At 63.2% G+C, this 25,877-nt stretch carries 26 protein-coding genes; 10 read left to right on the top strand and 16 right to left on the bottom strand.

The features are described 5' to 3' along the window. The 4 genes from D3872_RS04070 to D3872_RS04060 all read left to right on the top strand — a co-directional run. On the top strand, positions 1–1,038 hold a 1,038-nt coding region (locus D3872_RS04070; RefSeq protein ID WP_119809598.1), incomplete at its 5' end, for a DUF4129 domain-containing transglutaminase family protein. Then, complete coding sequence (gene mltB, locus D3872_RS04065) at positions 1,035–2,243, top strand: lytic murein transglycosylase B (RefSeq protein ID WP_119809597.1); 1,209 nt, start codon at positions 1,035–1,037, stop codon at positions 2,241–2,243. The genes D3872_RS04070 and mltB, both read left to right, overlap by 4 nt. A gap of 155 nt (positions 2,244–2,398) precedes the next feature. Further along, a complete protein-coding gene (locus D3872_RS25195) occupies positions 2,399–2,674 on the top strand; it encodes a hypothetical protein (protein ID WP_182915672.1) in 276 nt (91 codons plus the stop codon). A gap of 44 nt (positions 2,675–2,718) precedes the next feature. Then, on the top strand, positions 2,719–3,069 hold the full coding sequence (locus D3872_RS04060; RefSeq protein WP_119809596.1) for a hypothetical protein: 351 nt from the start codon (positions 2,719–2,721) through the stop codon (positions 3,067–3,069). A 76-nt stretch (positions 3,070–3,145) separates the two neighbouring features. On the opposite strand, the gene cysM is transcribed toward D3872_RS04060, so the two are convergent. From cysM to D3872_RS04045, 3 genes are all read right to left on the bottom strand, one after another. Beyond that, positions 3,146–4,048: a cysteine synthase CysM gene (gene cysM / locus D3872_RS04055; protein WP_119809595.1), complete on the bottom strand. Its 903-nt coding sequence runs from the start codon at positions 4,046–4,048 to the stop codon at positions 3,146–3,148. Between the two features lie 157 nt (positions 4,049–4,205). Beyond that, positions 4,206–5,582, bottom strand: coding sequence for a M28 family peptidase (locus D3872_RS04050; protein ID WP_119809594.1), 1,377 nt, complete (start codon positions 5,580–5,582; stop codon positions 4,206–4,208). A gap of 140 nt (positions 5,583–5,722) precedes the next feature. Then, positions 5,723–6,073 carry a ComEA family DNA-binding protein gene (locus D3872_RS04045; RefSeq protein WP_119809593.1) on the bottom strand — a complete coding sequence of 117 codons (351 nt, stop codon included), beginning with the start codon at positions 6,071–6,073 and terminating at the stop codon, positions 5,723–5,725. A gap of 276 nt (positions 6,074–6,349) precedes the next feature. On the opposite strand from D3872_RS04045, the gene D3872_RS04040 reads away from it, so the two are divergent. Then, positions 6,350–6,721: a hypothetical protein gene (locus tag D3872_RS04040; protein ID WP_147373786.1), complete on the top strand. Its 372-nt coding sequence runs from the start codon at positions 6,350–6,352 to the stop codon at positions 6,719–6,721. A gap of 37 nt (positions 6,722–6,758) precedes the next feature. Next, the gene (locus D3872_RS04035) at positions 6,759–7,541 is read left to right on the top strand and encodes an IS4 family transposase (protein ID WP_229459150.1); all 783 of its coding nucleotides are present in this window, start codon (positions 6,759–6,761) and stop codon (positions 7,539–7,541) included. Positions 7,542–7,601: 60 nt separating this feature from the next. On the opposite strand, the gene rfaE1 is transcribed toward D3872_RS04035, so the two are convergent. The 12 genes from rfaE1 to gyrA form a co-directional block, all read right to left on the bottom strand. Beyond that, a complete protein-coding gene (gene rfaE1 / locus D3872_RS04030) occupies positions 7,602–8,567 on the bottom strand; it encodes a D-glycero-beta-D-manno-heptose-7-phosphate kinase (RefSeq protein WP_119809590.1) in 966 nt (321 codons plus the stop codon). 69 nt (positions 8,568–8,636) lie between these two features. Further along, on the bottom strand, positions 8,637–9,812 hold the full coding sequence (lapB, locus tag D3872_RS04025) for a lipopolysaccharide assembly protein LapB (protein ID WP_119809589.1): 1,176 nt from the start codon (positions 9,810–9,812) through the stop codon (positions 8,637–8,639). Positions 9,813–9,839: 27 nt separating this feature from the next. Next, positions 9,840–10,145, bottom strand: a complete 306-nt coding sequence (locus D3872_RS04020; RefSeq protein ID WP_119809588.1) for a LapA family protein — start codon at positions 10,143–10,145, stop codon at positions 9,840–9,842. Between the two features lie 156 nt (positions 10,146–10,301). Continuing rightward, a complete protein-coding gene (locus D3872_RS04015) occupies positions 10,302–10,607 on the bottom strand; it encodes an integration host factor subunit beta (RefSeq protein WP_008446215.1) in 306 nt (101 codons plus the stop codon). An 18-nt stretch (positions 10,608–10,625) separates the two neighbouring features. Then, the gene (rpsA, locus tag D3872_RS04010; RefSeq protein WP_119809587.1) at positions 10,626–12,308 is read right to left on the bottom strand and encodes a 30S ribosomal protein S1; all 1,683 of its coding nucleotides are present in this window, start codon (positions 12,306–12,308) and stop codon (positions 10,626–10,628) included. Between the two features lie 144 nt (positions 12,309–12,452). Beyond that, entirely contained in the window at positions 12,453–13,118 is a 666-nt protein-coding gene (gene cmk, locus D3872_RS04005) for a (d)CMP kinase (protein WP_119809586.1), read from the bottom strand. A gap of 39 nt (positions 13,119–13,157) precedes the next feature. Then, a complete protein-coding gene (gene aroA, locus D3872_RS04000; protein ID WP_119809585.1) occupies positions 13,158–14,489 on the bottom strand; it encodes a 3-phosphoshikimate 1-carboxyvinyltransferase in 1,332 nt (443 codons plus the stop codon). Positions 14,490–14,505: 16 nt separating this feature from the next. Then, positions 14,506–15,405 carry a prephenate dehydrogenase gene (locus D3872_RS03995; protein WP_119809584.1) on the bottom strand — a complete coding sequence of 300 codons (900 nt, stop codon included), beginning with the start codon at positions 15,403–15,405 and terminating at the stop codon, positions 14,506–14,508. 1 nt (position 15,406) lies between these two features. Next, complete coding sequence (hisC, locus tag D3872_RS03990; protein ID WP_119809583.1) at positions 15,407–16,513, bottom strand: histidinol-phosphate transaminase; 1,107 nt, start codon at positions 16,511–16,513, stop codon at positions 15,407–15,409. 20 nt (positions 16,514–16,533) lie between these two features. Beyond that, positions 16,534–17,604, bottom strand: a complete 1,071-nt coding sequence (gene pheA / locus D3872_RS03985; protein ID WP_119809582.1) for a prephenate dehydratase — start codon at positions 17,602–17,604, stop codon at positions 16,534–16,536. Positions 17,605–17,687: 83 nt separating this feature from the next. Next, entirely contained in the window at positions 17,688–18,776 is a 1,089-nt protein-coding gene (gene serC / locus D3872_RS03980) for a 3-phosphoserine/phosphohydroxythreonine transaminase (protein WP_119809581.1), read from the bottom strand. Positions 18,777–18,941: 165 nt separating this feature from the next. After that, positions 18,942–21,581 carry a DNA gyrase subunit A gene (gene gyrA, locus D3872_RS03975; protein ID WP_119809580.1) on the bottom strand — a complete coding sequence of 880 codons (2,640 nt, stop codon included), beginning with the start codon at positions 21,579–21,581 and terminating at the stop codon, positions 18,942–18,944. A gap of 706 nt (positions 21,582–22,287) precedes the next feature. Between gyrA and ompA the strand changes: the two genes are divergently transcribed. The 4 genes from ompA to D3872_RS03955 all read left to right on the top strand — a co-directional run bounded on the left by ompA (position 22,288) and on the right by D3872_RS03955 (position 25,246). After that, entirely contained in the window at positions 22,288–23,001 is a 714-nt protein-coding gene (ompA, locus tag D3872_RS03970; protein ID WP_119809579.1) for an outer membrane protein OmpA, read from the top strand. A 91-nt stretch (positions 23,002–23,092) separates the two neighbouring features. Further along, a complete protein-coding gene (gene ubiG, locus D3872_RS03965; protein WP_119809578.1) occupies positions 23,093–23,788 on the top strand; it encodes a bifunctional 2-polyprenyl-6-hydroxyphenol methylase/3-demethylubiquinol 3-O-methyltransferase UbiG in 696 nt (231 codons plus the stop codon). 26 nt (positions 23,789–23,814) lie between these two features. Then, the gene (locus D3872_RS03960; protein WP_119809577.1) at positions 23,815–24,513 is read left to right on the top strand and encodes an HAD family hydrolase; all 699 of its coding nucleotides are present in this window, start codon (positions 23,815–23,817) and stop codon (positions 24,511–24,513) included. Positions 24,514–24,631: 118 nt separating this feature from the next. After that, the gene (locus D3872_RS03955; protein ID WP_119809576.1) at positions 24,632–25,246 is read left to right on the top strand and encodes a glycine zipper 2TM domain-containing protein; all 615 of its coding nucleotides are present in this window, start codon (positions 24,632–24,634) and stop codon (positions 25,244–25,246) included. A 23-nt stretch (positions 25,247–25,269) separates the two neighbouring features. Here D3872_RS03955 and D3872_RS03950 read toward each other — a convergent pair whose 3' ends face one another. After that, complete coding sequence (locus D3872_RS03950; RefSeq protein WP_119809575.1) at positions 25,270–25,716, bottom strand: hypothetical protein; 447 nt, start codon at positions 25,714–25,716, stop codon at positions 25,270–25,272. Between the last annotated feature and the right edge of the window lie 161 nt (positions 25,717–25,877).

The following is a 25,877-nucleotide window of genomic DNA, read 5'->3' as shown; positions in this document are numbered from 1 at the left end:
ATGGCGGCGGAACCGGTGGACGAGCGGGTGCGCTACGAGGTCACCTCCTTCCCCGACTACAGCATGCAGGCCGGCCCGCGCCTGCCCGACCGCGCGCGCTGGCTGGCGCTCCCGTACGGCTTCAACCCGCAGGCGGCCCGCACCGGCGCCGCGCTGCAGCGGATTTCCGACCCGGAGCGGCGCATCGAATATGTGCTGAAGATGTTCGCCACCGATAAATACATGTACACGCTCGAGCCTCCGCGGCTGGGCCGCCATTCGGTCGACGAGTTCCTGTTCGATACCAAGGCCGGCTTCTGCGAGCACTATGCGGGCGCCTTCGTGTTCCTGATGCGCGCGGCCGGCGTGCCGGCGCGCGTGGTGGTCGGCTACCAGGGCGGCGAGATCAACCCGGTGGACGGCTTCATGACGGTGCGCCAGTCCGACGCCCACGCGTGGGCCGAGGTGTGGCTGCCCGCGCGCGGCTGGCAGCGGATCGACCCGACCGCGGCGGTGGCGCCGGAACGGGTGCAGCGCGGTTCGAGAAGACCGGCCGCGCCGGAGTATCCGTTCGGGATCGGCGCGCTGATGGAATTCGGCGCGGGCGAGAACGGCGTCGCCGCGCAATTGCGCAACTATTGGGATGCGGTCAACAACGGCTGGAACCAGTGGGTGCTGAACTATACCCCGCAGCGCCAGCACAAGGTGCTCGAACGCCTGCAGGCGCTGGGATCCGACCCGCGCGTGCTGGGCGCCATTGCCCTCCTGTCCACCCTGTTGCTTTTCGGGCGCGCGTGGCTGGTTCGCAGGCGGGCCGACCCGATCGATGCGCTATACTCGGCGATGTGCCAGCAGCTGGCACGGCACGGCATGGCACGCGCCGCCGACGAAGGCCCGAGCGCGTATGCGCGGCGCCTGTCGCAGGCAGGTTTGCCGGCCGCGAAAAGCGACGCCATCGCGCGCTTCATGCATTTGTACAGCGCCTATAAATACGCCGCCCCGGTGCCCTATCCGAACCTGGCCGCCACCCTCAAGCGTTTGTTGAACGAGTCCCGATGAAATTCTTGAAGCAGTTCGTACCGCACCGCCTTACTTCCCTCCTGTTGGCACTGGCCGTCGCCGCTGTACCTGCGGTCCACGCGGCTCCGCAGGCATCCAAGCACCCGAAGAAAACCGCGGCGGCGAAAAAAGCCGGCAGTAAAAAGGCCGCCACAAAGGCAAGCAAAAGCAAGGGCGCGAAAACCGCCAAGGCCAAGCCGGCCCCGGTGCGGCGCGGCGTCGACTATGTCGGCGAACAGGTCAACTTCGGCGAGTGGTCGGCGGTGCAGGCCTTCACCGCCGAGATGGTGGCCAAGCACGGCTTCGACCGCGCGTGGCTGGACGGCGTGATCCGCCAGGTGCACTTCGTCGACTCCGCGGTGCAGCTGGTGAAGCCGGCGCCGCCGGGCAAGCCGAAAAACTGGCAGGCGGTGCGCGAGCTGTTCATCGAACCGGTACGGGTGAACGGCGGCGTCAGGTTCTGGGACGAGAACGCCGACGCGCTGGCGCGGGCGGAGCAGCGCTATGGCGTACCGGCCGACATCATCGTCGGCATCATCGGTGTCGAGACTGTGTATGGACGCAATACCGGCCGCTTCCGCGTGCTCGACACCCTGACCACGCTGGCCTTCGCCTATCCCGAAACGCCGAACCGCGCGGCGCGCATGACCTTTTTCCGCAGCGAGCTGGAAAACGCCCTGGTGCTGGCGCGCCACGCGAATTTCGATCCGCTGACCTTGACCGGTTCGTTCGCCGGCGCGGTCGGCATGCCGCAGTTCATGCCCGGCAGTATCCTGGCGCACGCGGTCGATTTCGACGGCAACGGCGCCGTCGACCTGCTCGGCTCCAGCGCCGACGCCATCGGCAGCGTAGCCAACTTCCTGGCGAACCATGGCTGGCAGCGTAGCGACACGGGCCCGCTCGCCTATCCCGTCGACGTGTCGCCGGCGCAGGCTTGGAAAGTCTTCATCAACCAGGGGCTGGAAGCGAAATTCCGGCAGGAAGACCTGCTGGCGGCCGGCGTGCTCAGCCGGGGCCAGTTACCGCCGGGCGCGCTGTTCGGCCTGGTCGACCTGCAAAACGGCGCCGAACCGACCGAATACTGGCTAGCAACGGGTAATTTTTTTGCTATTACGAAATACAACAGGAGTTATTTTTACGCCATGTCGGTCATCGAACTGGGACGTGCGGTGCAGGCTGCCCGGACTGCACTGGCGAACCGCTAAGATTGTTTTGTAATTAAGTGTAACTGCGGTGACGCAGTTTGCCGCAGTTTCCGCCCTCCCCCGCATGTCATACCCCAGGGGGTATCTGGCATGATGTCAAAGATGCAGTAGAGAAATATGCATCATTTCCCCATACTCCCCGAAAACTTGCTTGCATGACAGGTGTCGAGGGTATTGTGCGGCGCAAGCTTATTGATTGTTCTACACTCAAGTTTTATGAAAAAACAATTATTATTGTTCGTGAGTTTGTGAGAGAATTGCATTCAGGCTATGTTGCGTTTAGACAACATGACATGGAAGAAACAACAGCTGTTCTAATTGCTGGCAAGAATAAGATTGGAATAGCTTGTACAATTGTGTATATTTTAAGAAAAGTTGTTTCTTGCGAAATTCAGCGCCTTCCAAGTCGTCGCAATACAGCGAGCGTCTAGTGTTTGATTAAGCAGCACAACTCACAATAGGAACTATTACCATCATGACAAACCAAGTTGGCATTGATATGAACAGCGATTCGGATTCCGACGATCTGCTGCAGTACAACCCGAACCGCCTGCTGGACACCTTGATTGAGAACCTGCGCCTGAAGAACGACGCAGCGCTGTCGCGCGCACTGGAAGTGGCGCCGCCGGTCATCTCGAAGATCCGCCACCACCGCCTGCCGGTCGGCGCATCGCTGCTGATCCGCATGCACGAAGTGAGCGACCTGTCGATCCGCGACCTGCGTTACCTGATGGGCGACCGCCGCAACAAGTTCCGTATCAGCGACAAGCAGTTCAAGCCGAAAGAAGGCGCAACGCCTGCGGCGGGCAGCGAACAGCAATCCTGATCGCCTGCTGCCGCAGCATTTCACCCGGCGGCACCTGCAGGTGGCCGCCCGCTGCGGCGGGACCCTTGGAGTGCCGTCAGGCGGGGAACACGCCCGTCGACAGGTAGCGGTCGCCACGGTCGCAGACGATGAACACGATGGTTGCGTTCTCGACGGTTTGTGAGATGCGCAACGCGATCTCGCATGCACCGGCGGCCGAAATTCCGCAGAAAATTCCCTCTTCCATCGCCAGACGGCGCGCCATATGTTCGGCAGCGGCCTGGCTCACGCTTTCCACCTGGTCCACGCGCGCCTTGTCGAAAATCTTCGGCAGGTAGGCTTCAGGCCATTTGCGGATGCCCGGGATCGACGAGCCCTCTTCCGGCTGGGCGCCGATGATGCGGATCGCCTCGTTCTTTTCCTTCAGGCAGTGCGACACGCCCATGATGGTGCCGGTGGTGCCCATCGCGCTGACGAAATGGGTGATGCGGCCTTCGGTGTCCCGCCAGATTTCGGGGCCCGTGCTTTCATAGTGCGCGCGCGGATTATCCTCGTTGCCGAACTGGTCGAGAATGATGCCCTTGCCGTCACGCTGCATCTGCTCGGCCATGTCGCGCGCGTATTCCATGCCGCCGGTTTTCGGCGTCAGCATGATCTGGGCGCCGTAGGCGGCCATGCTCTGGCGGCGCTCGACCGACAAGTTGTCGGGCATGAGGAGCAGCATCTTGTAGCCGCGGATGGCGGCGGCCATGGCCAGCGCGATGCCGGTGTTGCCGCTGGTTGCCTCGATCAGGGTGTCGCCCGGCTTGATGCGGCCGCGCTCCTCGGCGCGTTTGAGCATCGACATCGCGGCGCGGTCCTTGACCGACCCGGCCGGATTGTTGCCTTCCATTTTGCCAAGGATGATGTTGTTGCGCTCGCGCGCCTCGGCGCCGGGCACGCGTACCAGCTGTACCAGCGGCGTGTTGCCGATCGTATCTTCGATGGTCATGTAAGACATGGGACTCTCTTGCAGATGGACAAAACGCCATTTTAATCCACGGCGCGCGATCGCACCTGAGAGCCGTCATGACAAGGATGGCGTTGCGAGCCCGTCTGCATCGAGGAAGAGCTGGCGCAAGCCGGCAAGATGCGGTCCGCACCTTGCCGGCCCGTGATCAGCGCTTAGGCGTGGGGTAAGTCGCCACGCTGGTATTGCCGTCCTTGTCGACTGCCTGCACGCCGAAGAAGTAATTGTCCTTCGACAGCTTCACGGTTGCCTCGGTGACGTTACCCACGTACATGGAACCCTCCCACTGCGGCGCGGTGGTCTCGCGCCAGACGATGCGGTAGCCGGCCAGGTCGGGCTCGGTGTTGGGCTTCCACATCAGCGAGGAATTGTTTTCCAGCTTGTCGGTGCGCATTTCGACCTGCTGCGGCGCGGCAGGCGCCAGTGACAGCGAGGCCAGCGCGGCGGCGTTGACGCGCGCGACCTTCGCGATGTAGTTGTAGTCGTTGAATTCCGGCAGGTCACCGTACTGCATCGCGCCTTCGGTACGCACGTTCTGATGCTGGTGGGCGAAGTCCTCATTCGGCTCGGAAAAGCGCAGCGCCGCGAAGCCGCGCGCCAGGAAGGGCATGTGGTCGCCGCCACGCAGGTAGCGGTCGCGGCGGTACACGACGCTGACCTTGAAGTCGGGCACGTAGCGCTCGCCCACTTCCTTCACGTGGCGGGCCAGCTGGCGCGGCAGCGAATCGTTTTCGCCGCCGGTGGCGATCAGCGTGCGCACCGGCTCGCTCATCTCTTTGGTGGCCGGAATGCTTTCGGCAAACAAGCGCACCTGTTTGTCGTCGATGCGGCCGTCGTCGGCGCGCGAGCTGCCGATGATGTCGTTGGTGAACATCCCGGCGATGTTCAGCTTCTTCTGCACGGCCTGCTCGGCCCAGTGGGTGGCGCCGATCAGGCCCTGCTCTTCCGCCGCGACCGCCATGAACACCAGGGTCGCGTCGAAGTCATAGCGCGACATCACACATGCCATTTCCATCACCGCCGCGGTTCCCGAGGCATCGTCGTTGGCGCCGGGCGCGTCGCCCTTGGCGTCCATGACGTCGGTGTTGCGCGAGTCGTAGTGGCCGCTGACGACGTAGATGCGGTCCTTCGAGGCGGCCTGGGCGCCGGGCAGCGTGGCGACCACGTTGACGATTTCGGTCGGGCGCGAGATGCGCGCGGATACCGGCGCCACGTGGCTGTCGAAGGCGACCTGCAGGCGGCTGCCGGCGCCGCAGCGCTCCATCTCGCTCTTGATCCAGCGGCGTGCGGCGCCGATGCCGACCGTGTCGGATTCGGTTTCCGACATGGTGTGGCGGGTCTTGAAGCTGACCAGCTTGCGGACATAGGCTTCGATGCGCTGCGGCGAAATCTCGATGACGATCTTGTCGATCTGCGCCTGATGGCGGGCCACGTCGGGCGCGGCCGGAACGGCTGCCGATGCGGCGCCGAATGCCAGTGCGAGCGCGGCGGCCAGCAACGGTCGGGTCGAAGAAACGTATGCCATGAAAAGTCCCCTGGTCGAATGTAATTGTTAGGTATCGAAGCGCCGCTATCTTCTCATGGTGCATGCCGCTTCGTCTGTCCATACAGATAAAAAAACCCCGCGGAACATGCCGGCGGGGCTGGTTTGCGAAGCGGCGCTGTTTACATCCTGGCAGGCGCGGCTGCCGGCTTCGCAGCGGGCTTGGCAGAAGCTTTGGATGCCTTGGCCGCGGCCGGTGCGCCTTCCATGGCCTTGCCGTTGATTTGCAGGCCGGCCTCGGACAGCTTCATCGCCTTCTTGTCGCCGACACCCTTGACGCGCTGCTGGAAGTCGGCCCAGTCCTTGAACTCGCCTTTGGCGCGCTCGTCGAGGATCAGCTTCGACATCGACGGGCCAATCCCCTTCACGGAATCGAGGGCTGCCGCATCGGCCTTGTTGACGTCGACCTGGGCGAAAGCAAGACCCATGGTGATATACAGCGTTGCGACGGCAAGCATCAGTTTCTTGATCATGTTGAAAATCTCCAGGTTAGGGGCAGCGGATGCCGCCCACCCGCGCTTAACGGCTCAGCCAGGGCGTGGGGTTGACCTTTGGATTTGAGCGAGATCATGCCCGAAGAAAGAACTTTTCGAAACGCGAAATCGGGGTCTGACCCTGAGCCTTCCCCTCAAAAATTGCTTGTAAACAGGCTGGATGCCTGTTAACTTCTAATCCCAAAAACGGCGCATGCATGGCTGTGTTAACCCTTTCGTTTGTAGCGACCAAACTGCGAACGAAAGGAACAGACTATGCATGCAGGACGAATCATACAAGATTTGTTAGCCGATCAATGCCCATCGATACACGCCAAACGCCGGCATTGCCTTGCCTTGATGATTGAGGCGGCGCGGAGTGGCGGGCTTGGTTTGCTGAAGATGAGTAAGTCTGTGCAAGGCTCGAGCTCATTGCGTCATCGCATCAAGCGCTGTGATCGGCTGTTGAGCAATCCCCATCTGGCGACCGAACGCGTGGAGATATTTCGCGCAGTCGCGCAGCGCGTCTTGCAAGGCCAATCGAAGATCAGCATTATCGTGGACTGGTCCGATTTGTTAGCCGACATCAGCCAACACGTGCTGCGTGCGGCTGTCGTTGTGAAGGGGCCGCGCTATCGTCATCTATGAAGAGATACACCCCACCGCGCAGTATGGTGCGGCTTCGGTGCACCGCGAGTTCATGAAGACGCTACGCTCGGTGCTGCCAGCCCATTGTCAGCCCTTGATCATCACCGATGCCGGCTTTCGCGCCGCGTGGTTCAAGATGCTCGATCAACTCGGGTTTGCCTGGATAGGACGCATCCGAAACCGCGACATGGTGACCCCCAGTGGCAAAAGTGACTGGCGCGGTTGCAAAGAGCATTTCGCGGACACGAAGGGACGTGCACGCGACCTGGGGAGCTTCAATTACGTCCGTTCGAACCCTGTGCCATGCCGTTTGGTGATGATCAAGAGAGTACCCAAAGGGCGCACATGCAAGACTGTGTTCGGGAAAAAATCGCAGAGCCACCATAGTAAGAAGCAGAGCGCAGGGCAACGGGAGCCGTGGTTGCTGGCTGTTTCGCCACGCCTGTCGAGGCTCAGTGCCAAGGCGGTTGTTAATTTGTACCAGGGCCGCATGCAGATCGAGCAGACGTTCCGCGACCTCAAAAGCTCCCAATGGGGAATGGGGCTCAGCAGCAGCCAAACACGCAAGCCACATCGACTCACCATCTTGTTGCTCATCGCATCGCTGCTTGCGTTCGCGCTGTGGCTGATCGGCTTGGCCGTACGCCGCAACGGGTTCGCTGTTCACTATGGCAGTCGCAAGAAAGCGGCTGCCACCCTATCCATCCTGTCGCTAGCGCGCCACTGGCTGCAATATCACAGCTCGGCACTCTTAACGCGACGTCAAATCGCCGAAGCGTTGAACGAGCTCGGGTCCATGCTCGAGACGTACGAAATATGAGGGGAAGGCTCAGGGTCTGACCCCGATTTTGAAAATGGTGGTCTGACCCCGATTTTGGAACTACTTGCCGAAGAGTTCTTCGCGGGTGACGGTGGCGGTGCCGAGCTTGCCGACGACGATGCCGCCGGCGCGGTTGGCAGTCATGATGGCGTCGGCCATCGTCATGCCGGCGCCCAGCATTGCGGCCATCGTCGCGATCACGGTGTCGCCCGCGCCCGATACGTCGAACACCTCACGCGCGTCAGCGTGCACGTGCAGCACTTCGTTGGCGGTATACAGGCTCATGCCCTCTTCCGAACGCGTCAGCAACAGCGCGTCGAGCCGCAGCTCTTCGCGCAGCGCTTGCGCCTTGGCCGTCAGTTGGTCTTCGCTGTGCCAGCTGCCGACGATCCGCTTTAGCTCCGATTTGTTTGGCGTCAGCATTGTCGCGCCTGCGTACGGCGAGAAGTCTTCGCCCTTGGGGTCGACCATGACGATCTTGCCGGCGGCACGCGCTGCCGCGATCATCTCGGCCACGTTCACCAGGCTGCCCTTGTTGTAGTCGGAGAAGATCACCACGCTGTAGTCAGGCAGCAGCGCGTTGAACTGGGTGAGCTTGTCGCGCAGCACCGCGTCGGTCGGCGCATCTTCGAAGTCGACCCGCACCAGCTGCTGCTGGCGGCCGATCACGCGCAGCTTGATGATGGTGGAGATCGCGTCGTCGCGCTGCAGGAAGCTGTGGATGCGCGAGTCGTTCAGCAGCGCTTCGACCTGCGCTCCCGCTTCGTCCGCGCCCACCACGCCCAGCAGGCCGGCATGCGCGCCCAGCGCAGCCGCGTTGCGCGCCACGTTGGCGGCGCCGCCCAGGCGCTCTTCGCGCTTTTCGATGCGCACGATCGGCACCGGCGCTTCCGGCGAAATGCGGCTGACGTCGCCGAACCAGTAGCGGTCGAGCATGACGTCGCCCACCACGAGGATGCGGACGTCATCGAGCTGGGGCGCGGGAATGTGCGGATAAGTATCGGCGGAGAGAAGGCGGCTGGTCATGTCGGTGCTGGCTTGTGATGTCAGGGCGGGGCCGGCGTGCGGCCCCGCTGGGTGTTCGCGGTGCGAACGTCAGTTCATGACGTTCAGTTCTTCGGTGCGGCGCGGCGGGTAGGTCTCCCACTTGCTGCAGCCCGGGCATTGCCAGTAGAACTGGCGCGCCTTGAAGCCGCAATGGCTGCACTGGTAGCGCGCGAGCTTCTGGGTGTAGCCATGCACGAGGTTCTTCACGGTCGACAGCTCGTCGAAGAATTCGGGCGCGGCGTCCATCATGCGCGCTTCAAGCAACTTGTCGAGGCCAAGCAAGGTCGGCGTGCGGCGCAGTTCTTCGATGACGACTTCCTTGGCGGCGCCCGGCCCATCGAGTTCGGTCACGGCCTTGAACACGACTTCGAGCAGGTCGATCGACGACGCTTCGGCCATGTAGGAGCGCAGCAGGTTGACGCCTTCGCGCGGGCGCCCGACCTTGCGGTAGCCGTCCATCATGCGCGAAGCCACCAGCGCCACGTGCGGCACGCTTTGCTGCTCGACGCGGCGCCAGGTCATCAGCGCGCCTTCGACGTCGCCCTTGGCCAGCTGGACGTCTCCGGCCAGGATGGTGGCGCGCACGTTGGAGCGGTCGGCCTGGGTGGCTTTTTCCAGCATCGCCATCGCTTCATCGGTCTGCAGGTGTACCAGCGCGTCCTGCGCCAGCTCGCAGTAGAACTGCGCGATCTCTTTCTGGCGGGCGCCGGCGCCCGATTCCTGCAGGCCGGCCGCGGCTTCGATCGCCCTCTTCCATTCCTTTTCGCGCTGGAAGATCTCGAGCAGCGCGCGGCGCGCCTGCACGCCGTATTGCGAATCGACCAGGCCGTTGAAGGTTTCCTCGGCGCGGTCGAGCAGGCCGGCTTTCAGGTAGTCCATGCCGAGCTCGTATTGCGCGTGCTGCTGCTGTTCCAGCGGCAGGTCGGGACGCGCCAGCAGGTTCTGGTGCACGCGGATCGCACGCTCGACCTCGCCGCGGCGGCGGAACAGGTTGCCGAGTGCGAAGTGCATGTCGGCAGTTTCAGGGTCGAGCTTGACGATCTCGATGAAGGCGTCGATGGCCTTGTCGGGCTGCTCGTTGAGCAGGAAGTTCAGGCCCTTGAAGTAGCCCCGTGGCAGCGTGCGCGATTCGGATACCAGTTGCCTGACGTCGACGCGCGCCGCGATCCAGCCGAGGCCGAAGAAGAGTGGGATGCCCAGGAGCATCCAGAATTCGAATTCCATGCGTTTCTTTTTATTTGATGGGTCTGTTTAGTGCTGGGTGTTGACGCTGTCCGGCTGCGGCTGCACGGTGCTGGTGCGCGCCACGCTTTGCAGCGCTTCGATGGTGTCCTTGTGCTGCGAGCTTTCGCGGCGGTGGCGGAAGACGGTCGGCGTGACGGCCAGGATGCCAAGTGCGGCGCCGGCCACGAAGAAGGCCAGCAGCATCAGCACGAGCGGGCCGCGCAGTTCATAGTTCAGGAAAAAATGCAGGTCGACTTCCTGGGTGTTTTTCAGCGCGAAGCCGAAGAACAGGATGAACAGGATGATGCCAACAATGGTGGAGACGAATTTCATTAGCGGGTCCAAATTGAAGGGTTCGCAGGTTTGGCATCTTACCATTATAAGTATGGGGTGCAGAATGATGGCAGAAGCCTTCGCGCCGTTCGCACAAACACTTCACCCATAAAAAAACGGCATCCAAGGACGCCGTTTTCTGTGTCGCCAGACGACTCAATCTTCGATGATCGGTTGCCCGACCATCGCGTCTACGCGCTCGCGCAATTGTTTGCCCGGCTTGAAGTGAGGCACCCGTTTTTCGGGAACCATTACTTTGTCGCCGGACTTCGGATTGCGTCCGATGCGTGGTGGCCTGCTGTTCAGTGCAAAACTGCCGAAACCGCGGATCTCGATGCGCTGGCCGGTCGCCAAGGCGTTGGTCATTGCATCGAGAATGGTCTTGACAGCGTACTCCGCATCCTTGGCCACCAGCTGAGAATAGCGCTCAGCCAGGCGGTTGATTAACTCGGACTTGGTCATCTGGCAATCCCGAAGGTTTTAGTTCTTGTTGTCGAACTTGGCCTTCAGCAGTGCGCCCAGGCTGGTGGTGCCCGATGCTGCGCTGCTGTCGGAGGAAGCTGCCATCTTCTGCATGGCTTCCTGGGTTTCAACATTGTCTTTCGCTTTGATCGACAGCTGGATGCTGCGAGCTTTGCGGTCGATGTTGATGACCAGGGCTTCAACGCTGTCGCCGACTTTCAGGTGGGTACCGGCATCTTCAACGCGGTCGCGCGAGATTTCGGAAGCACGCAGGTAGCCTTCGACTTCTTCGGACAGCTGGATGACAGCGCCCTTCGGCTCAACCGACTTGACCGTCCCCGTTACCAGGGAGCCTTTGTCGTTCATTGCCGCGAAGTTGTTGAATGGGTCACCTTCGAGCTGCTTGACGCCCAGGGAAACACGCTCGCGCTCGACGTCGATCGCCAGCACAACCGCTTCCAGTTCGTCGCCCTTCTTGAAGCGGCGAACTGCTTCTTCGCCAGCTTCGGTCCAGGACAGGTCGGACAGGTGTACCAGGCCGTCGATGTTGCCAGCCAGGCCGATGAACACGCCGAAGTCGGTGATCGACTTGATTGCGCCCTTGACCTTGTCGCCCTTCTTGTGGGTCATGCCGAATTCATCCCATGGGTTCGCTTTGCACTGTTTCATGCCCAGCGAAATACGGCGACGCTCTTCGTCGATCTCCAGAACCATCACTTCTACCTCGTCGCCCAGCTGGACAACTTTGTTAGGAGCGACGTTCTTGTTGGTCCAGTCCATTTCGGAGACATGTACCAGGCCTTCGATGCCTTGCTCGACTTCCACGAACGCGCCGTAGTCGGTCAGGTTGGTGACCTTGCCGAACAGACGGGTGCCTTGTGGGTAGCGACGCGACAGACCGGTCCATGGATCGTCGCCCAGCTGCTTCACGCCCAGCGAAACACGGTTCTTTTCCTGATCGTACTTCAGGACTTTCGCGGTGATTTCCTGGCCAACGGTCAGCACTTCCGATGGGTGACGCACACGACGCCATGCCAGGTCGGTGATGTGCAGCAGGCCGTCGATGCCGCCCAGGTCAACGAACGCACCGTAATCGGTGATGTTCTTGACGACGCCGGTAACCACGGTGCCTTCTTTCAGGGTTTCCATCAGCTTCTGGCGCTCTTCGCCCATCGAAGCTTCGATCACGGCGCGGCGCGACAGAACGACGTTGTTGCGCTTGCGGTCGAGCTTGATGACCTTGAATTCCAGGGTCTTGCCTTCGAACGGGGTGGTGTCCTTGACTGGACGGGTGTCAACCAGCGAACCCGGCAGGAATGCGCGGATGCCATTGGTCAGAACGGTCAGGCCGCCCTTGACTTTGCCGTTGACGGTACCGACGACGATCTCGCCGGATTCCATTGCTTTTTCCAGTGCCAGCCACGATGCCAGGCGCTTCGCCTTGTCACGCGACAGGATAGTGTCGCCGAAGCCGTTTTCCAGCGATTCAATCGCTACGGAAACGAAATCGCCGACTTGAACTTCCAGTTCGCCCTGGTCGTTCTTGAATTCTTCGATGGGGATGAAAGCTTCGGACTTGAGGCCGGCGTTAACGATCACGAAGTTGTGGTCGAGACGGACGACTTCTGCGGAGATAACTTCGCCCGAACGCATGTCTTGGCGCGACAGCGACTCTTCGAAGAGCGCTGCGAAACTTTCCATACCGGTTGCTTCAGTTGTTGCAGTAGACATAGGATTTATAGAGTTAGCCAGCAGGACGTCACAAATGCGGCCTGAACTGGGTTAGGTTGAAACAAACCCGGCCAGCAATTGCCAACCAGGCACCAAAAGGCCTTACCTCGGCCATTACTTCAATTGCGCATACCACTTGAGGACCTGCTCGATGGCCTCGTCGGCCGTCATATGGGAGGTATCCAGGAAATGTGCGCCCTCTGCCGGCACCAGCGGGGCGATCGCACGATGGGTATCGCGGTCGTCGCGCGCCTGCAGATCCGACAGGAGGTCTTTTATGTTAGCAGAAAACCCCTTGTCAATCAATTGCTTATATCGGCGCTGCGCCCGGGCCTCAACGCTTGCGGTGAGGAACACCTTGAGCTGGGCATTGGGAAAGATCACCGTGCCCATGTCGCGCCCGTCGGCCACCAGGCCGGGCGCCTTGCGGAAGCCGAGCTGCAGGCCGGTCAGCGCGTGGCGCACGGTCGGCAGCGCCGCGATTTTCGATGCCAGATTGCCTACTTCCTCAGCGCGGATCGCTTGCGTGACGTGTTCGCTCGCCATCAGGATCTCGCCGCCCACGAAACTCACCTGCAGGTGCTCGGCCAGCTTGGCAATGGCGTGCTCGTCGTGCAGGTCGGCGCCGCGCCGGATCGCCGACAGTGCGGTCAGGCGGTACAGCGAGCCGGAATCGAGGAAGTGGAAGCCCAGCTTGTCGGCGACCTTGTGGGCCACCGTTCCCTTGCCGGATGCGGTCGGGCCGTCGATGGCAATGACGGGGATGTGCGAATTTGGCATGTGTGTCTTCGTGTTTGGATGCGGCAGGCGCGCGCCGGCTCAGAAAAGCTCGGTGCGCTCGATCGATGCGAAGGCGTCGAAATAGTCGGGGAAGGTCTTGGCCACGCACGCGGGCTCGTTGATGCGCATGCGGTTGCCGCGGCGCGCCGCGCCGTCCAGGCTGGCCAGCGAGAAGCACATCGCCATGCGGTGGTCGTCGTAGGTGTCGATGGTGGCCGGCTGGATTTCGGCCGGCGGCGTCACGCTGATGTAGTCAGGCCCCTCCTCCACCCGCGCGCCCAGCTTGCGCAGTTCGGTCGCCATCGCCGCCAGGCGGTCGGTTTCCTTCACGCGCCAGCTGGCGATGTTGCGCAACGTGCTGGTCCCCTCGGCGTACAGCGCGGCCACCGCCAGCGTCATCGCCGCGTCGGGAATGTGGTTGAAATCGGCGTCGATGGCCTTCAGCACGCCGTTCGACTTCGCCTCGATCCAGTTGTTACCGCGGGTGATGGTGGCGCCCATCGCTTCCAAGGCGTCGGCAAAGCGCACGTCGCCCTGGATGCTGTCGCGGCCCACGCCCTCGACCCGCACCGGCCCGCCGCCAATGGCGCCCGCCGCCAGGAAGTAGGACGCCGACGAGGCGTCGCCTTCGACGTTGATGCTGCCCGGGGTGACGTAGTTCTGGCCCGGTTCGACCGTGAACGACTCCCAGCCGCCCTGCTTCACCGTCACGCCGAAGCGGCGCATCAGGTTCAGCGTGATCTCGATGTAGGGCTTGGAAATCAGCTCGCCCTCGACCTTGATGGTGACCGGGTTGGCCTTGGCCATCAGCGGCGCCGACATCAGCAGCGCCGTCAGGAACTGGCTCGACACGTCGCCGCGCACCGACATGGTCTGCGCGTGGATATGGCCGCGCCGAATGCGCAGCGGCGGGAAGCCCTCGACGCCGGTGTATTCGATCTGGGTGCCCACCGCGTTCAGCGCCTCGACCAGGTCGCCGATCGGGCGTTCGTGCATGCGGGCGACGCCGTGCAGCGTGTAGTCGCCGCCGATCACGGCCAGCGCCGCCGTCAGCGGGCGGATCGCGGTGCCGGCGTTCCCCATGAACAGGTCGGCCTCATGCACCGGCAAGGTGCCGGCGGCGCCATGCACGATGTGGGTACGCTCGTCGACCTGCTCCCACTTCACGCCCAGCGCGCGCAGCGCGCCCAGCATCACCTGGGTGTCGTCGGATGCCAGCAAATCGTGGATGGTGGTGGTGCCTTCAGCCAGCGCCGCCAGCAGCAGCGTGCGGTTCGAGATGCTCTTCGAGCCGGGTAGCCGCACCACGCCTTCGACGTGCAGGACAGGTTTGAGGTCGATGTAGTGCGGGTATTGCTTCTGCTGCGTCATGCGCTTTCCTTGGCTGCTATTCTGCGGTGTCCTGGGGAGGGGCTTCTGCCGCCTCGATGGCGTCGCTCCACTGCCTGCGCGCGCGCTGCGCGTTGGCGTAGACGCGCTCCAGGCGGGCCCCGTCGGCTGCGGCCAAAGCGGCGCGCAACCCTGTCAATTGTGCCAGATATGCGTCCAGCTCGCCCAGCAGCGCATCCCGGTTGGCCAGGCTGATGTCGCGCCACATTTCAGGCGACGAGCCGGCGATGCGGGTGAAGTCGCGAAAGCCGCTGGCGGCGTACTGGAACAGCAGGCCGGCGTGGGGCTTGTTGGCGATGTCGTCCACCAGCGCGTAGGCCAGCAGGTGCGGCAAGTGGCTGACCGCCGCGAACACCTTGTCGTGCTCCTGCGGCGACAGCTGGTGGATCACCGCACCGCAGGCGCGCCAGGCGCTTGCGACGCGCTCGACGTCGGCCGGTTCGTTCTCCGGCAGCGGCGTCAGTACCGCCTTCTTGCCGATATAAAGATCGGGGATGGCGGCGTCGGGGCCATTGCTTTCGCGGCCGGCGATCGGGTGGCCGGGCACGAACTGCCCCACCCGCTCGCCCAGGGCGGCGCGCGCCGCCGCCACCACGTCCGATTTGGTGCTGCCCGCATCGGTGACCACTGTCCGCGGTTCGAGGTAAGGCAGCAGGGAGGCAAGAATGGCCTGGGTCTGCGCCACCGGTGTGGCGATCAGCACCAGGTCGGCGCCGCGCATCGCGTCCTGCACGGACGCAGCGACCGCATCGACGATGCCCAGTTCCAGCGCGCGCGCCATCGCTTGCGGCGAACGGCCGACGCCGACTATCGTCCCGGCTGCGCCGGCGGCCTTCAGCGCCAGCGCGAACGAGCCGCCGATCAACCCGACGCCGAAGATGACGACCTTGCCCGCCATGTCAGTCCAGGGCCTTTTTCAGCGCGGCGATGAAGATCGCGTTTTCCTGCGGCAGGCCGATCGAGATGCGCAGCCACTGCGGCAGGCCGTAGTTGCCGACCGGGCGCACGATCACGCCCTGCTTCAGCAACGCCAGGTTGACGCGCGCGCCCGCCTCGTCGTCGTCACCGACGCGTACCAGCACGAAGTTGCCGAACGAAGGCACGTACTGCAGTCCCAGCTCCTCGAAAGCTTCGACGAACTGCGCGTAGCCGGCGGCGTTGTTCTGCGCGCCCTGGTCGAGGAAATGGCGGTCGTTCAGCGCCGCAATCGCGGCCGCCTGCGCCAGCGAGTTGACATTGAACGGCTGGCGGATACGGTTCATCAGGTCGGTCACGGCCGGCTGCGCAATCGCGAAGCCGACGCGCAGGCCCGCCAGGCCGTAGGCCTTGGAGAAGGTGCGCGACACGACCAGGTTCGGGTACTTGCGCACCCATTCGGCGGACTCGAACTGGTATTCGGGCGCCAGGAATTCGTTATAGGCCTCGTCCAGCACGACGATGACGTCAGTCGGCACCTTTTGCAGGAACGCCTCGATCTGCGCCGCCGGAATGAAGGTGCCGGTCGGGTTGTTCGGGTTGGCGATGAAGACCAGTTTGGTGTCGGCGTCGATGGCGGCGGCCATCGCGTCGAGATCATGGCCGTATTCCTTGGCCGGCACGACGATGGCGCGCGCGCCCACGCCCTGCGTGGCCAGCGCGTACACCGCGAACGAATACTGCGAGTACACCACCGCCTGGCCTTTTTGCACGAAGGCGTGGGCGGCGATTTCCAGGATGTCGTTGCTGCCGTTACCCAGCGTGATCCACTCTGCCGGCACGTCGTAGCGCTTGGCCAGCGCGGCCTTCAGGTCGAAGCCGTTCGCATCCGGATAGCGGCCCAGGTCGGCCACGGCCTGCGCCATCGCCTGTTTGCTCGATTCCGGCACGCCGAACGGGTTTTCGTTCGACGCCAGCTTGACGATGTTGGCTTCGTCGAGGCCGAACTCGCGCGCGACTTCAGCGATTGGTTTGCCGGCCTGGTAAGGAGCGATGGCGCGGACGTAATCTGGACCGTATTGCTTGGACATGTGGATCTCGTAAAAAGTGATTAGAGGCTGAGCGGGTAGGATCCCAGCACTTTGAAGAATGAAGCGTTGTCTTTAAGCTCGTGCAGCGCGCGTGCCACCGGCTCGTCCTGCTCGTGGCCCTCGACGTCGACATAGAAGTAGTACTCCCAGGTGCCCATGCGGGCCGGGCGCGACTCGAAGCGCGTCATCGACACGCCGTGCGTCGCCAGCGGCGCCAGCAGGTTGTAGACGGCGCCGGCCTTGTTCGGCACCGCCAGCACCAGCGAGGTCTGGTCCTGGCCGGAGGGGGTGGTCTTCAGGTGGCCGATCACGGCGAAGCGCGTGCGGTTGTGCGGGTCGTCCTGGATGTGCCCCGCCACCACGCCAAGCTGGTACTGCGCCCCCGCCATCTCGCTGGCAATCGCTGCGACCGACGGGTCATTACTGGCCATGACCGCCGCTTCGGCATTCGATGCCACCGCGCGCCGCTCGAGCTGGGGGTAATGCGTATTGAGGTAGACCTGGCACTGCGCCAGCGCCTGCGAATGGGCGCAGACGACGCTGACGCCTTCCATGCTGCCGCTTTTCGTCATCAGGCTGTGATGGACCGGGATCGACACTTCGCCGCTGATCGATGTGGTGGTGGCGAGCATCAGGTCGAGGGTGCGGTTGATCGCGCCCTCGGACGAATTCTCGACCGGAACCACGCCGAAATCGGCGGTGCCGGCCTCGGTGGCGCGGAACACCTCGTCGATCGACACGCACGGCAGGCCTTCGACGGCGCGGCCGAACTGCTGGTACACGGCCTGCTCGCTGAAGGTGCCGGCGGGGCCGAGGTAGGCCACGGTGACGCGCTTCTCGAGCGAGCGGCAGGCCGACATGATCTCGCGGAAGATGGTCTGTACGTCGGCGTCCTTGAGCGGGCCAGGATTGCGTTCGGCCACGGCGCGCAGCACCTGCGCTTCGCGCTCGGGGCGGAACACCGGGGCGTTGGTTTCGGCCTTGACGTGGCCGACTTCCTGCGCGAGGCGCGCGCGGCGCGACAGCAGGTCAAGGATCTGGGCGTCGACTGCGTCGATCTGCTCGCGCAGTGGTTTCAGTTTGTCTGTCATGTGTGGCTAGCTGCGTTGTTTGCCGAAACACCGCCGTTAAACGACGGGGTGGGGTTGCGGGTTCATGCTGGCGCCATCTGCCTTCAGCGGCCTGCGAACTCGTTCAAATAATCGACCAGGGATTGCACCCCTTCGATCGGCATCGCGTTGTAGATCGATGCCCGCATACCGCCGACGGACTTGTGGCCCTTCAGTTGCAGCAGCCCGCGCGCTCTCGCGCCGGCCAGGAATTTCTCGTTCATTGATTCGTCGCGCAGGTAGAACGGGATGTTCATGCGCGAGCGGCTGTCCTTCGCCACGCGGTTCTGGTAAAAGTCGTCGGCGTCGAGCGCCGCGTACAGCAGTTCGGATTTGGCGATGTTGCGCTGCTCCATCGCCGCCACCCCGCCCTGGCGCTTCAGCCAGGCGAACACCAGGCCCGCGATGTAGATGCCATAGGTAGGCGGCGTGTTGTACATCGAGTCGGCGTCGGCGACCAGCTTCCAGTCGAAGGCGGACGGACAGATCGGCAGCGCCTTGCCGATCAGGTCTTCGCGCACGATGGCAAGCGTGACGCCCGCCGGGCCGATGTTCTTCTGCGCGCCGGCGAAGATGACGCCATACCTGGACACGTCGATCTGGCGCGACAGGATGTGCGAGGACATGTCGGCCACGATGGGCGTTTCCGGGGCGATCTCCGGCACGAAGTTGAATTCGACGCCGTCGATGGTTTCATTGGTGCAGATGTGCAGGTAGGCGGCGCCGGGCGTGAGCTTCCAGCTTTCCTGCGGCGGCACGAAGGTGAATGCGCCAGCCTCGTTGGACGCCGCCACATTGACCCTGGCGTAGCGCGCCGCTTCCTTGATCGACTTGCCCGACCAGCTGCCGGTGTGGACGAAATCGATGGTGGCCGGCTGCGTCGTGTTGCCCAGCATATTGAGCGGGATGATGGCGTTTTGCGCCAGCCCGCCGCCTTGCAGGAACAGGATCTTGTAGTTGGCGGGGACGTTCAGCAGCTCGCGCAGGTCGCGCACGGCTTCCTCGTAAATCGAGATGAATTCAGGACCGCGGTGGCTCATTTCCATCACCGACATTCCGCTGCCATGCCAGTTCAGCATTTCATCAGCGGCCTGCTGGAGCACTTCCTTCGGCAGGACGGCCGGGCCGGCGGAAAAGTTGAAGATCTGGGTCACTGACGATCCTTTAGTGGTTGAACAAGGCAATTTTCGCACGAAATCACGATGTCGTTCAGGCGGCGCCCCGGAACCGCCTTTGCCGCCGGTGCGGACAGGCGTAAAAAAGGCCAGGCGTCCTCACCTTGCGGTGAAAACAGCCTGGCCCTTCCGGAGCGAATGAGCTTATTCGCCGGAGCTGGACGGTTCGCCGTTGTCCGCCGGCGCCAGTTCCACTTCTTCCAGGTCGGTCTCGACCACGCGCTGCAGGCCGGACAGCTTGGTGCCGTCTTCCACCGCGATCAGGGTCACGCCCTGGGTCGCGCGGCCCATCTCGCGGATCTCGGCCACGCGGGTGCGGATCAGCACACCGCCGGTCGTGATCAGCATGATTTCGTCGCTTTCCTCGACCAGGGTCGCGGCGACCACCTTGCCGTTACGTTCGCTGGTCTGGATCGCGATCATGCCCTTGGTGCCGCGGCCGTGGCGGGTGTACTCGGTGATCGGGGTACGCTTGCCGAAGCCGTTCTCGGTCGCCGTCAGCACCGACTGCTGCTCGTTTTCCGCAACCAGCAGCGCGATGACGTTCTGGCCGTCTTCGAGGTTCATGCCGCGCACGCCGCGGGCGGTACGGCCCATCGGACGCACGTCGTTCTCGTCGAAGCGCACCGCCTTGCCGGCGTCGGAGAACAGCATCACGTCGTGCTTGCCGTCGGTGAGCGCCGCGCCGATCAGGAAGTCGCCGTCGTCCAGGTCGACCGCGATGATGCCGGCCTTGCGTGGATTGGAGAAGTCCTTCAGCGGAGTCTTCTTCACGGTGCCCAGGCTGGTCGACATGAATACGTAGTGGTCTTCCGGGAAGGTGCGGTTCTCGCCCGACAGCGGCAGCACCACGGTGATCTTCTCGTTGTCCTGCAGCGGGAACATGTTCACGATCGGCTTGCCGCGCGAATTGCGCGAGCCTTGCGGCACTTCCCATACCTTCAGCCAGTACATGCGGCCGCGGTTCGAGAAGCACAGGATGTAGTCGTGCGTGTTGGCGATGAACAGCTGGTCGATCCAATCCTCTTCCTTGGTCGCCATCGCCTGCTTGCCGCGGCCGCCGCGCTTCTGGGCGCGGTATTCGGTAATCGCGGTCGACTTCATGTAGCCGGTGTGCGACAGCGTGACCACCATGTCCTGCGGGGTGATCAGGTCTTCGGTTTCCAGGTCGGTGGCGTTGTGCTCGATGGTCGAGCGGCGCGGATCCTTGCCGGAGCCGGCGTACTCGTTCATCACATGGGTCATTTCGTCGGTGATGATGGAGGTGACGCGCTCCGGACGCGCCAGGATGTCCAGCAGGTCGGCGATGTGCGCCATGACTTCCTTGTACTCGTTGACGATCTTGTCCTGCTCAAGGCCGGTCAGGCGCTGCAGGCGCATCTGCAGGATTTCCTGCGCCTGTTCGTCCGACAGCTTGTACAGGCCGTCCTGCTGCATGCCGTAGTGCTTCGGCAGGTGCTCGGGACGGAAGGCGTCGATGCCGCCGGCGGCGCCGGTCTCGGTGCGGCTAAGCATTTCGCGCACCAGGGACGAGTCCCAGGCGCGCTGCATCAGTTCCGTCTTCGCGATCGGCGGCGTCGGCGCGGCCTTGATGATGGCGATGAAGTCGTCGATGTTGGCCAGTGCGACCGCCAGGCCTTCCAGCATGTGGCCGCGTTCGCGCGCCTTGCGCAGCTCGAACACGGTGCGGCGCGTGACAACTTCGCGGCGGTGCGACAGGAAGCACGCCAGCATCTGCTTCAGGTTCAGCAGCTTCGGCTGGCCGTCGACCAGCGCCACCATGTTCATGCCGAAGGTATCCTGCAACTGGGTCTGCTTGTACAGGTTGTTCAGCACAACCTCGGGTACTTCGCCGCGCTTCAGCTCAATGACGACGCGCATGCCCGACTTGTCGGACTCGTCGCGGATGTCGGAGATGCCTTCGAGCTTCTTGTCGCGCACGTTCTCGGCGATACGCTCGAGCAGGGACTTCTTGTTGACCTGGTACGGCAGCTCGTCGACGATGATCGCGATGCGGCCGCCGTCCTTGCCGTACTCTTCGAAGTGGGTCTTGGCGCGCATGACCACCCGGCCGCGGCCGGTGCGGTAGCCGTCGCGCACACCCGAAACGCCATAGATGATGCCGGCGGTCGGGAAGTCGGGCGCCGGGATGATTTCGATCAGTTCGTCGATCGAGCAGTCCGGGTTGGACAGCACGTGCAGCGCGCCCTTGATCACTTCCGACAGGTTGTGCGGCGGGATGTTGGTCGCCATGCCGACCGCGATGCCCGACGAACCGTTGATCAGCAGGTTCGGGATGCGGGTCGGCAGGACCGTCGGTTCCTTTTCCTTGCCGTCGTAGTTGGGCTGGAAGTCGACGGTGTCCTTGTCGATATCGGCCAGCACTTCGGCGGCGATCTTGTCGAGGCGGCACTCGGTGTAACGCATCGCCGCGGCGCTGTCGCCGTCGATCGAGCCGAAGTTGCCCTGGCCGTCGACTAGCGTGTAGCGCAGCGAGAAGTCCTGCGCCATGCGCACCAGCGTGTCGTAGATCGACGCGTCGCCGTGCGGGTGGTACTTACCCATGGTTTCGCCGACCACGCGCGCGCACTTGACGTACGGGCGGTTGTGCACGTTGTTCATTTCGTGCATGGCGAACAGGACGCGGCGATGCACAGGCTTCAGGCCGTCGCGCACATCCGGCAAGGCTCGGCCCACGATCACGCTCATGGCGTAATCGAGGTAGCTCTTGCGCATCTCTTCTTCTAGGGAAATGGGGATTGTTTCTTTGGCGAATTGATCCATTGGCGGGTCGACTGCTCTCAGGCTTTGTTTATAGGTATACGCAAAACTGCACGGCACTGGTGCCGCCGGCTCGGTCCGCGCCTCGGCGCGCCCGTCAGACTACCGGCAGACAAGAGAGGGATTTTAGCATGCGCGCTATGGCAGCAGCGCAATTCCTTCCCCGTGCGGTAAGCGTGCCGCCAATTGTGAAATCGCCGTGCGGATTCAGATGTTGCAACAAAACAACGTGGCAAGCAATCGCGCCAAACTTTGATTTAACGCTGTTCGTGCTATTTCTGCTCATGTGGCAAAATGGTCGAGAAGTTAATTGCTTGTTTCGCAATCTTGGCGAAATGTTGTGCAGTCCAGCTGCAGAGACCACCCCGAAAGGAAGACCTGAATTTGACATCCTCCCCCTTCGTATAACACGGAAGGGGATTCCCACTGCTGGCGTCTGATGCCCCAGACGGAAGCCGGACTGAAAAAGCCCAGCTTCTTATTCAATCCGCAGGATATCTCTCGACCTCGCCCAAAGCGACTGCGGATCGGAAAAAACGGTACAGGTGACTCATGCCCCAGCGCGTAATCGCATACTGAAGCACTTATGGAGTTTGACCATGGCCCAACAACAAAGTTCAAAACATTCTTTCACTTGGACGGCTGCGGGCGCTACGCGCCCGACTCCTTTCACTCCCTGCCCTGAAGGACAGGGTTTCTTGGAGCAATTCTGATGAAAAAAATTACGCTCATGCTCGCCGCTTGCGCCGCGCTTGCGGGCAGTGCATTCGCGCAGTCCTCGCCTCCGTTCGCACCGGTGACGACCGACATCAAGGCCAACACGCCTTACAGCGCCTACGTTCAGGACCAGCGCGGCGTCATCGCCCGCAACCCGTTCGGCCTGTGCTGGCGCACCGGCTACTGGACCCCGGCCGACGCGGTGCCAGGCTGCGACCTGCCAATCTGCGTCGAGCCCGAAAAGCTTGAAAACGGCAAGTGCGTAGCGCCTCCGCCTCCGCCACCGCCAGCGCCAGTGGTTGAAGCACCGGCACCAGCGCCTGCACCGGCGCCGGTTCCAACCGCTGAAAAAGTGTCTTACTCGGCCGACGCCTTCTTCGACTTCGACAAGTCGGTGCTGAAGCCGGACGGCAAAGCGGCGCTGGACGACCTGGTCGCCAAGCTGGAAGGCATGAACCTGGAAGTCATCATCGCTGTGGGCCACACCGACTCGATCGGCACCGATGCCTACAACGAGAAGCTGGCGATCCGCCGCGCCGAATCGGTCAAGACCTACCTGCGCAGCAAAGGCATCGATGCCAACCGCATCTACACCGAAGGCAAGGGCGAGAAGCAGCCGGTTGCGGACAACAAGTCCTCGACGGGGCGCGCCAAGAACCGCCGCGTTGAAATCGAAGTAGTCGGTACCCGTACCGTCAACAAGTAAGATTCAACACGTTCGGACAACCCCGCTCCGGCGGGGTTTTTTTTATCCACGCGTCCGTCGCGTGCGCAATTTTCCCGCTATTATTCGCGCTATGAATGCAGATCCACACGAAATCCAGAAGTTCAGCGAACTGGCCCACCGCTGGTGGGACCCCACGTCCGAGTTCCGTCCGCTGCACGAGATAAACCCGCTGCGCCTTGAATGGATCAACGCGCGCGCGCCGCTGTTCGGCAAAAAGGTCATCGACATCGGCTGCGGCGGCGGCATCCTGGCCGAATCGATGGCCAAAAAAGGCGCCGACGTCACCGGCATCGATTTGTCCGAAAAGGCGCTGAAGGTCGCCGACCTGCACAGCCTCGAATCCGAAGTACAGGTGCGCTACAAGCACGTCTCGGCCGAGGACATGGCGGCGCAGGAAGCAGGCCAGTTCGACGTCGTCACCTGCATGGAGATGCTCGAGCACGTGCCAGACCCTGCGTCGATCGTGCGTGCCGCCGCCACCCTGGTCAAACCGGGCGGCAAGGTATTTTTCTCGACGCTGAACCGCAATCCGAAGTCCTGGCTGTTCGCCGTGGTGGGCGCGGAGTACCTGCTGCGCATGCTCCCGAAGGGTACGCACGACTACGCCAAGTTCATCACGCCTGCCGAACTGTCGCAGTTCGCGCGCGAAGCCGGCCTGACCGTGGACGGCCTCAAGGGCCTCGGCTACAACCCGCTTACCAAGATCTATGCGCTGAACCAGGACACCGATGTGAACTACATGGTGGCCTGCAGCCGTCCGCTTTAATCCTTCCGCTTCTACACCTTTACTTCATGACCCGCACCATTCCAATGCAGGCACCGCGTGCCATTCTGTTCGACCTCGATGGCACGCTGGCGGACACCGCGCCTGACCTGGCGGCGGCGGTCAACCACCTGCGCATCGTGCGCGGGCTCGAACCGACGCCCTACTCGGTGCTGCGCCCGACCGCATCGGCCGGTGCGCGCGGCATGATCGGCGCCGCGTTCGGACTGACGCCTGCGGACGAAGGCTACGAAACCCTGCGCCTCGAATGGTTCGACCGCTATCAGAGCGCGATGGCGGTGCACAGCACCCTGTTCGACGGCATTCCTGAACTGATCGAAGGCATCGGCGCGGCCGGCATGGCATGGGGAATCGTCACCAACAAGCCGGCGCGGTTCACGGACCCGCTGATTCCGCAGATCGGCCTTGCGCATGCGGGCTGCATCGTCTCGGGCGACACCACGCCACATTCGAAGCCGCACCCCGCCCCGCTGCTGGAAGGCGCCAGCCGCCTCGGCGTGGCGCCAGAACACTGCTGGTATGTGGGCGACGACCTGCGCGACGTGGAAGCGGGCCGCGCGGCCGGCATGGTGACGGTTGCATGCGCCTGGGGCTACTGCGGTGCGGTCGAACCGCAAACCTGGGGCGCCGACTACCTGCTCGAATCGCCGCTCGACCTGCTGCGCGCGCTGCGGATGCTGGCGCCGGCGCAGCTGAGCGTCGCCTGAGGCGCAACCGGCCTGCTTACACATCCTTACGATTGATACAGCCTTCCGTCTATCCCTGAAACGGCCTCCCCGTTAATCTGTTCCTGCACGACAACCAAAAACGTCACAGGAGCAGACCATGGAATCGATCAAGACCGCGACCCGCATTCACCCATTGATGGCAGCAGCGGCTTTGTCCGTCATCACCGTCAGCATCGCCGGCACCGCGGCCATCACCGGCTTGCTGCCAACCTCCAAAGCCGACGCGCCGGCCGCGCAAGTGGCGCCCGTTGCGGCCGCGCCGGCAGGCTTCACCCCTGCCCCTGCCGCGACCATCCCGGCTGGCTATGTCGCAGCGCCCGTTGCAGGCGCCCAGACCGCATATGTCGCGGTTCCCGTGGCTGCGGCGGCCCCGCTTCCGGCTGCGGTGCGCACCGCCGCGCCAAAACGGCTGGCCGCGTATGACGACGAGCCAGCCAAGCCGAAGGCCCGCCCGCGTCCGCAGCCAAGGCCGGTGCACCGCGAGCCGGAGTACACCCGCGTGGCCTCCAACGACGCGCCGACATACCACGCGCCAGCCGTCCAACAGCAGCAACCCGCTACGCCGAACTACGTCGGCATCGGCGCCGGCGCCGTCATCGGCGGCCTGCTGGGCAACCAGGTCGGCAGCGGCAACGGCAAGAAGCTGGCGACGCTGGCCGGCATCATCGGCGGCGGCATGATCGGCAACGAGATCCAGAACCGCACCAAGTAATCGTGACGGAAGGCCGGGCTGGGTTATTGGTCGCTGTCGAATGCGCGGACGTAGCCGTCCGCCCGGATCAGCGCATTGTTCTCGTCGCCGGAGTGAGTGCCAGGACCATCCTGCATGCCGGCCGCGAGCCATCGGCCGTTCCATGCCGCGATCGAACGCACCTGGTTGTGGCGCGGCCCGGCCGCCAAGGTAAGGCGGCGCAGGAATTTTCCATCGGCGTCGAGCAACGCGGCCAATGGCGTAGACGATTCGGAGATGCTCGCGCCGGCGGGGTTCTGCGTGTAGCCGGAAGCGCCTACCGCCAGCACCTGGCCAGCCGTTGTTACCGCAAAGTCGAACACTACGTCGCCTCGGTCCACGTCGAGTACCTGCAGCGGCCGCAGGGTACGCACGTAAGGATCGGCCACCGCGACCAGCCCGTCCCAGCCGCTACCGTCTTCACGGCTCTGCGAAAAAATACGGCCTCCCACGACGACTTTGTCTCCCAGCCACTTGACCGCGTGGATCTCCGGCCTGCGCGTGGTCTGGATTACTGTACTCGGGGAACGCTAGCCATTCTCGCTGACCACGGTCAGGATCGCGCCGTTGCCTACCTCGGGCGAGATCGGTTCACCGAAGTGTTCCGCGTGCC

Source organism: Massilia cavernae, from assembly GCF_003590855.1.
GTDB classification, from domain to species: Bacteria; Pseudomonadota; Gammaproteobacteria; order Burkholderiales; family Burkholderiaceae_D; genus Telluria_A; species Telluria_A cavernae.
This window is presented reverse-complemented; position numbering and strand designations above follow the sequence as displayed.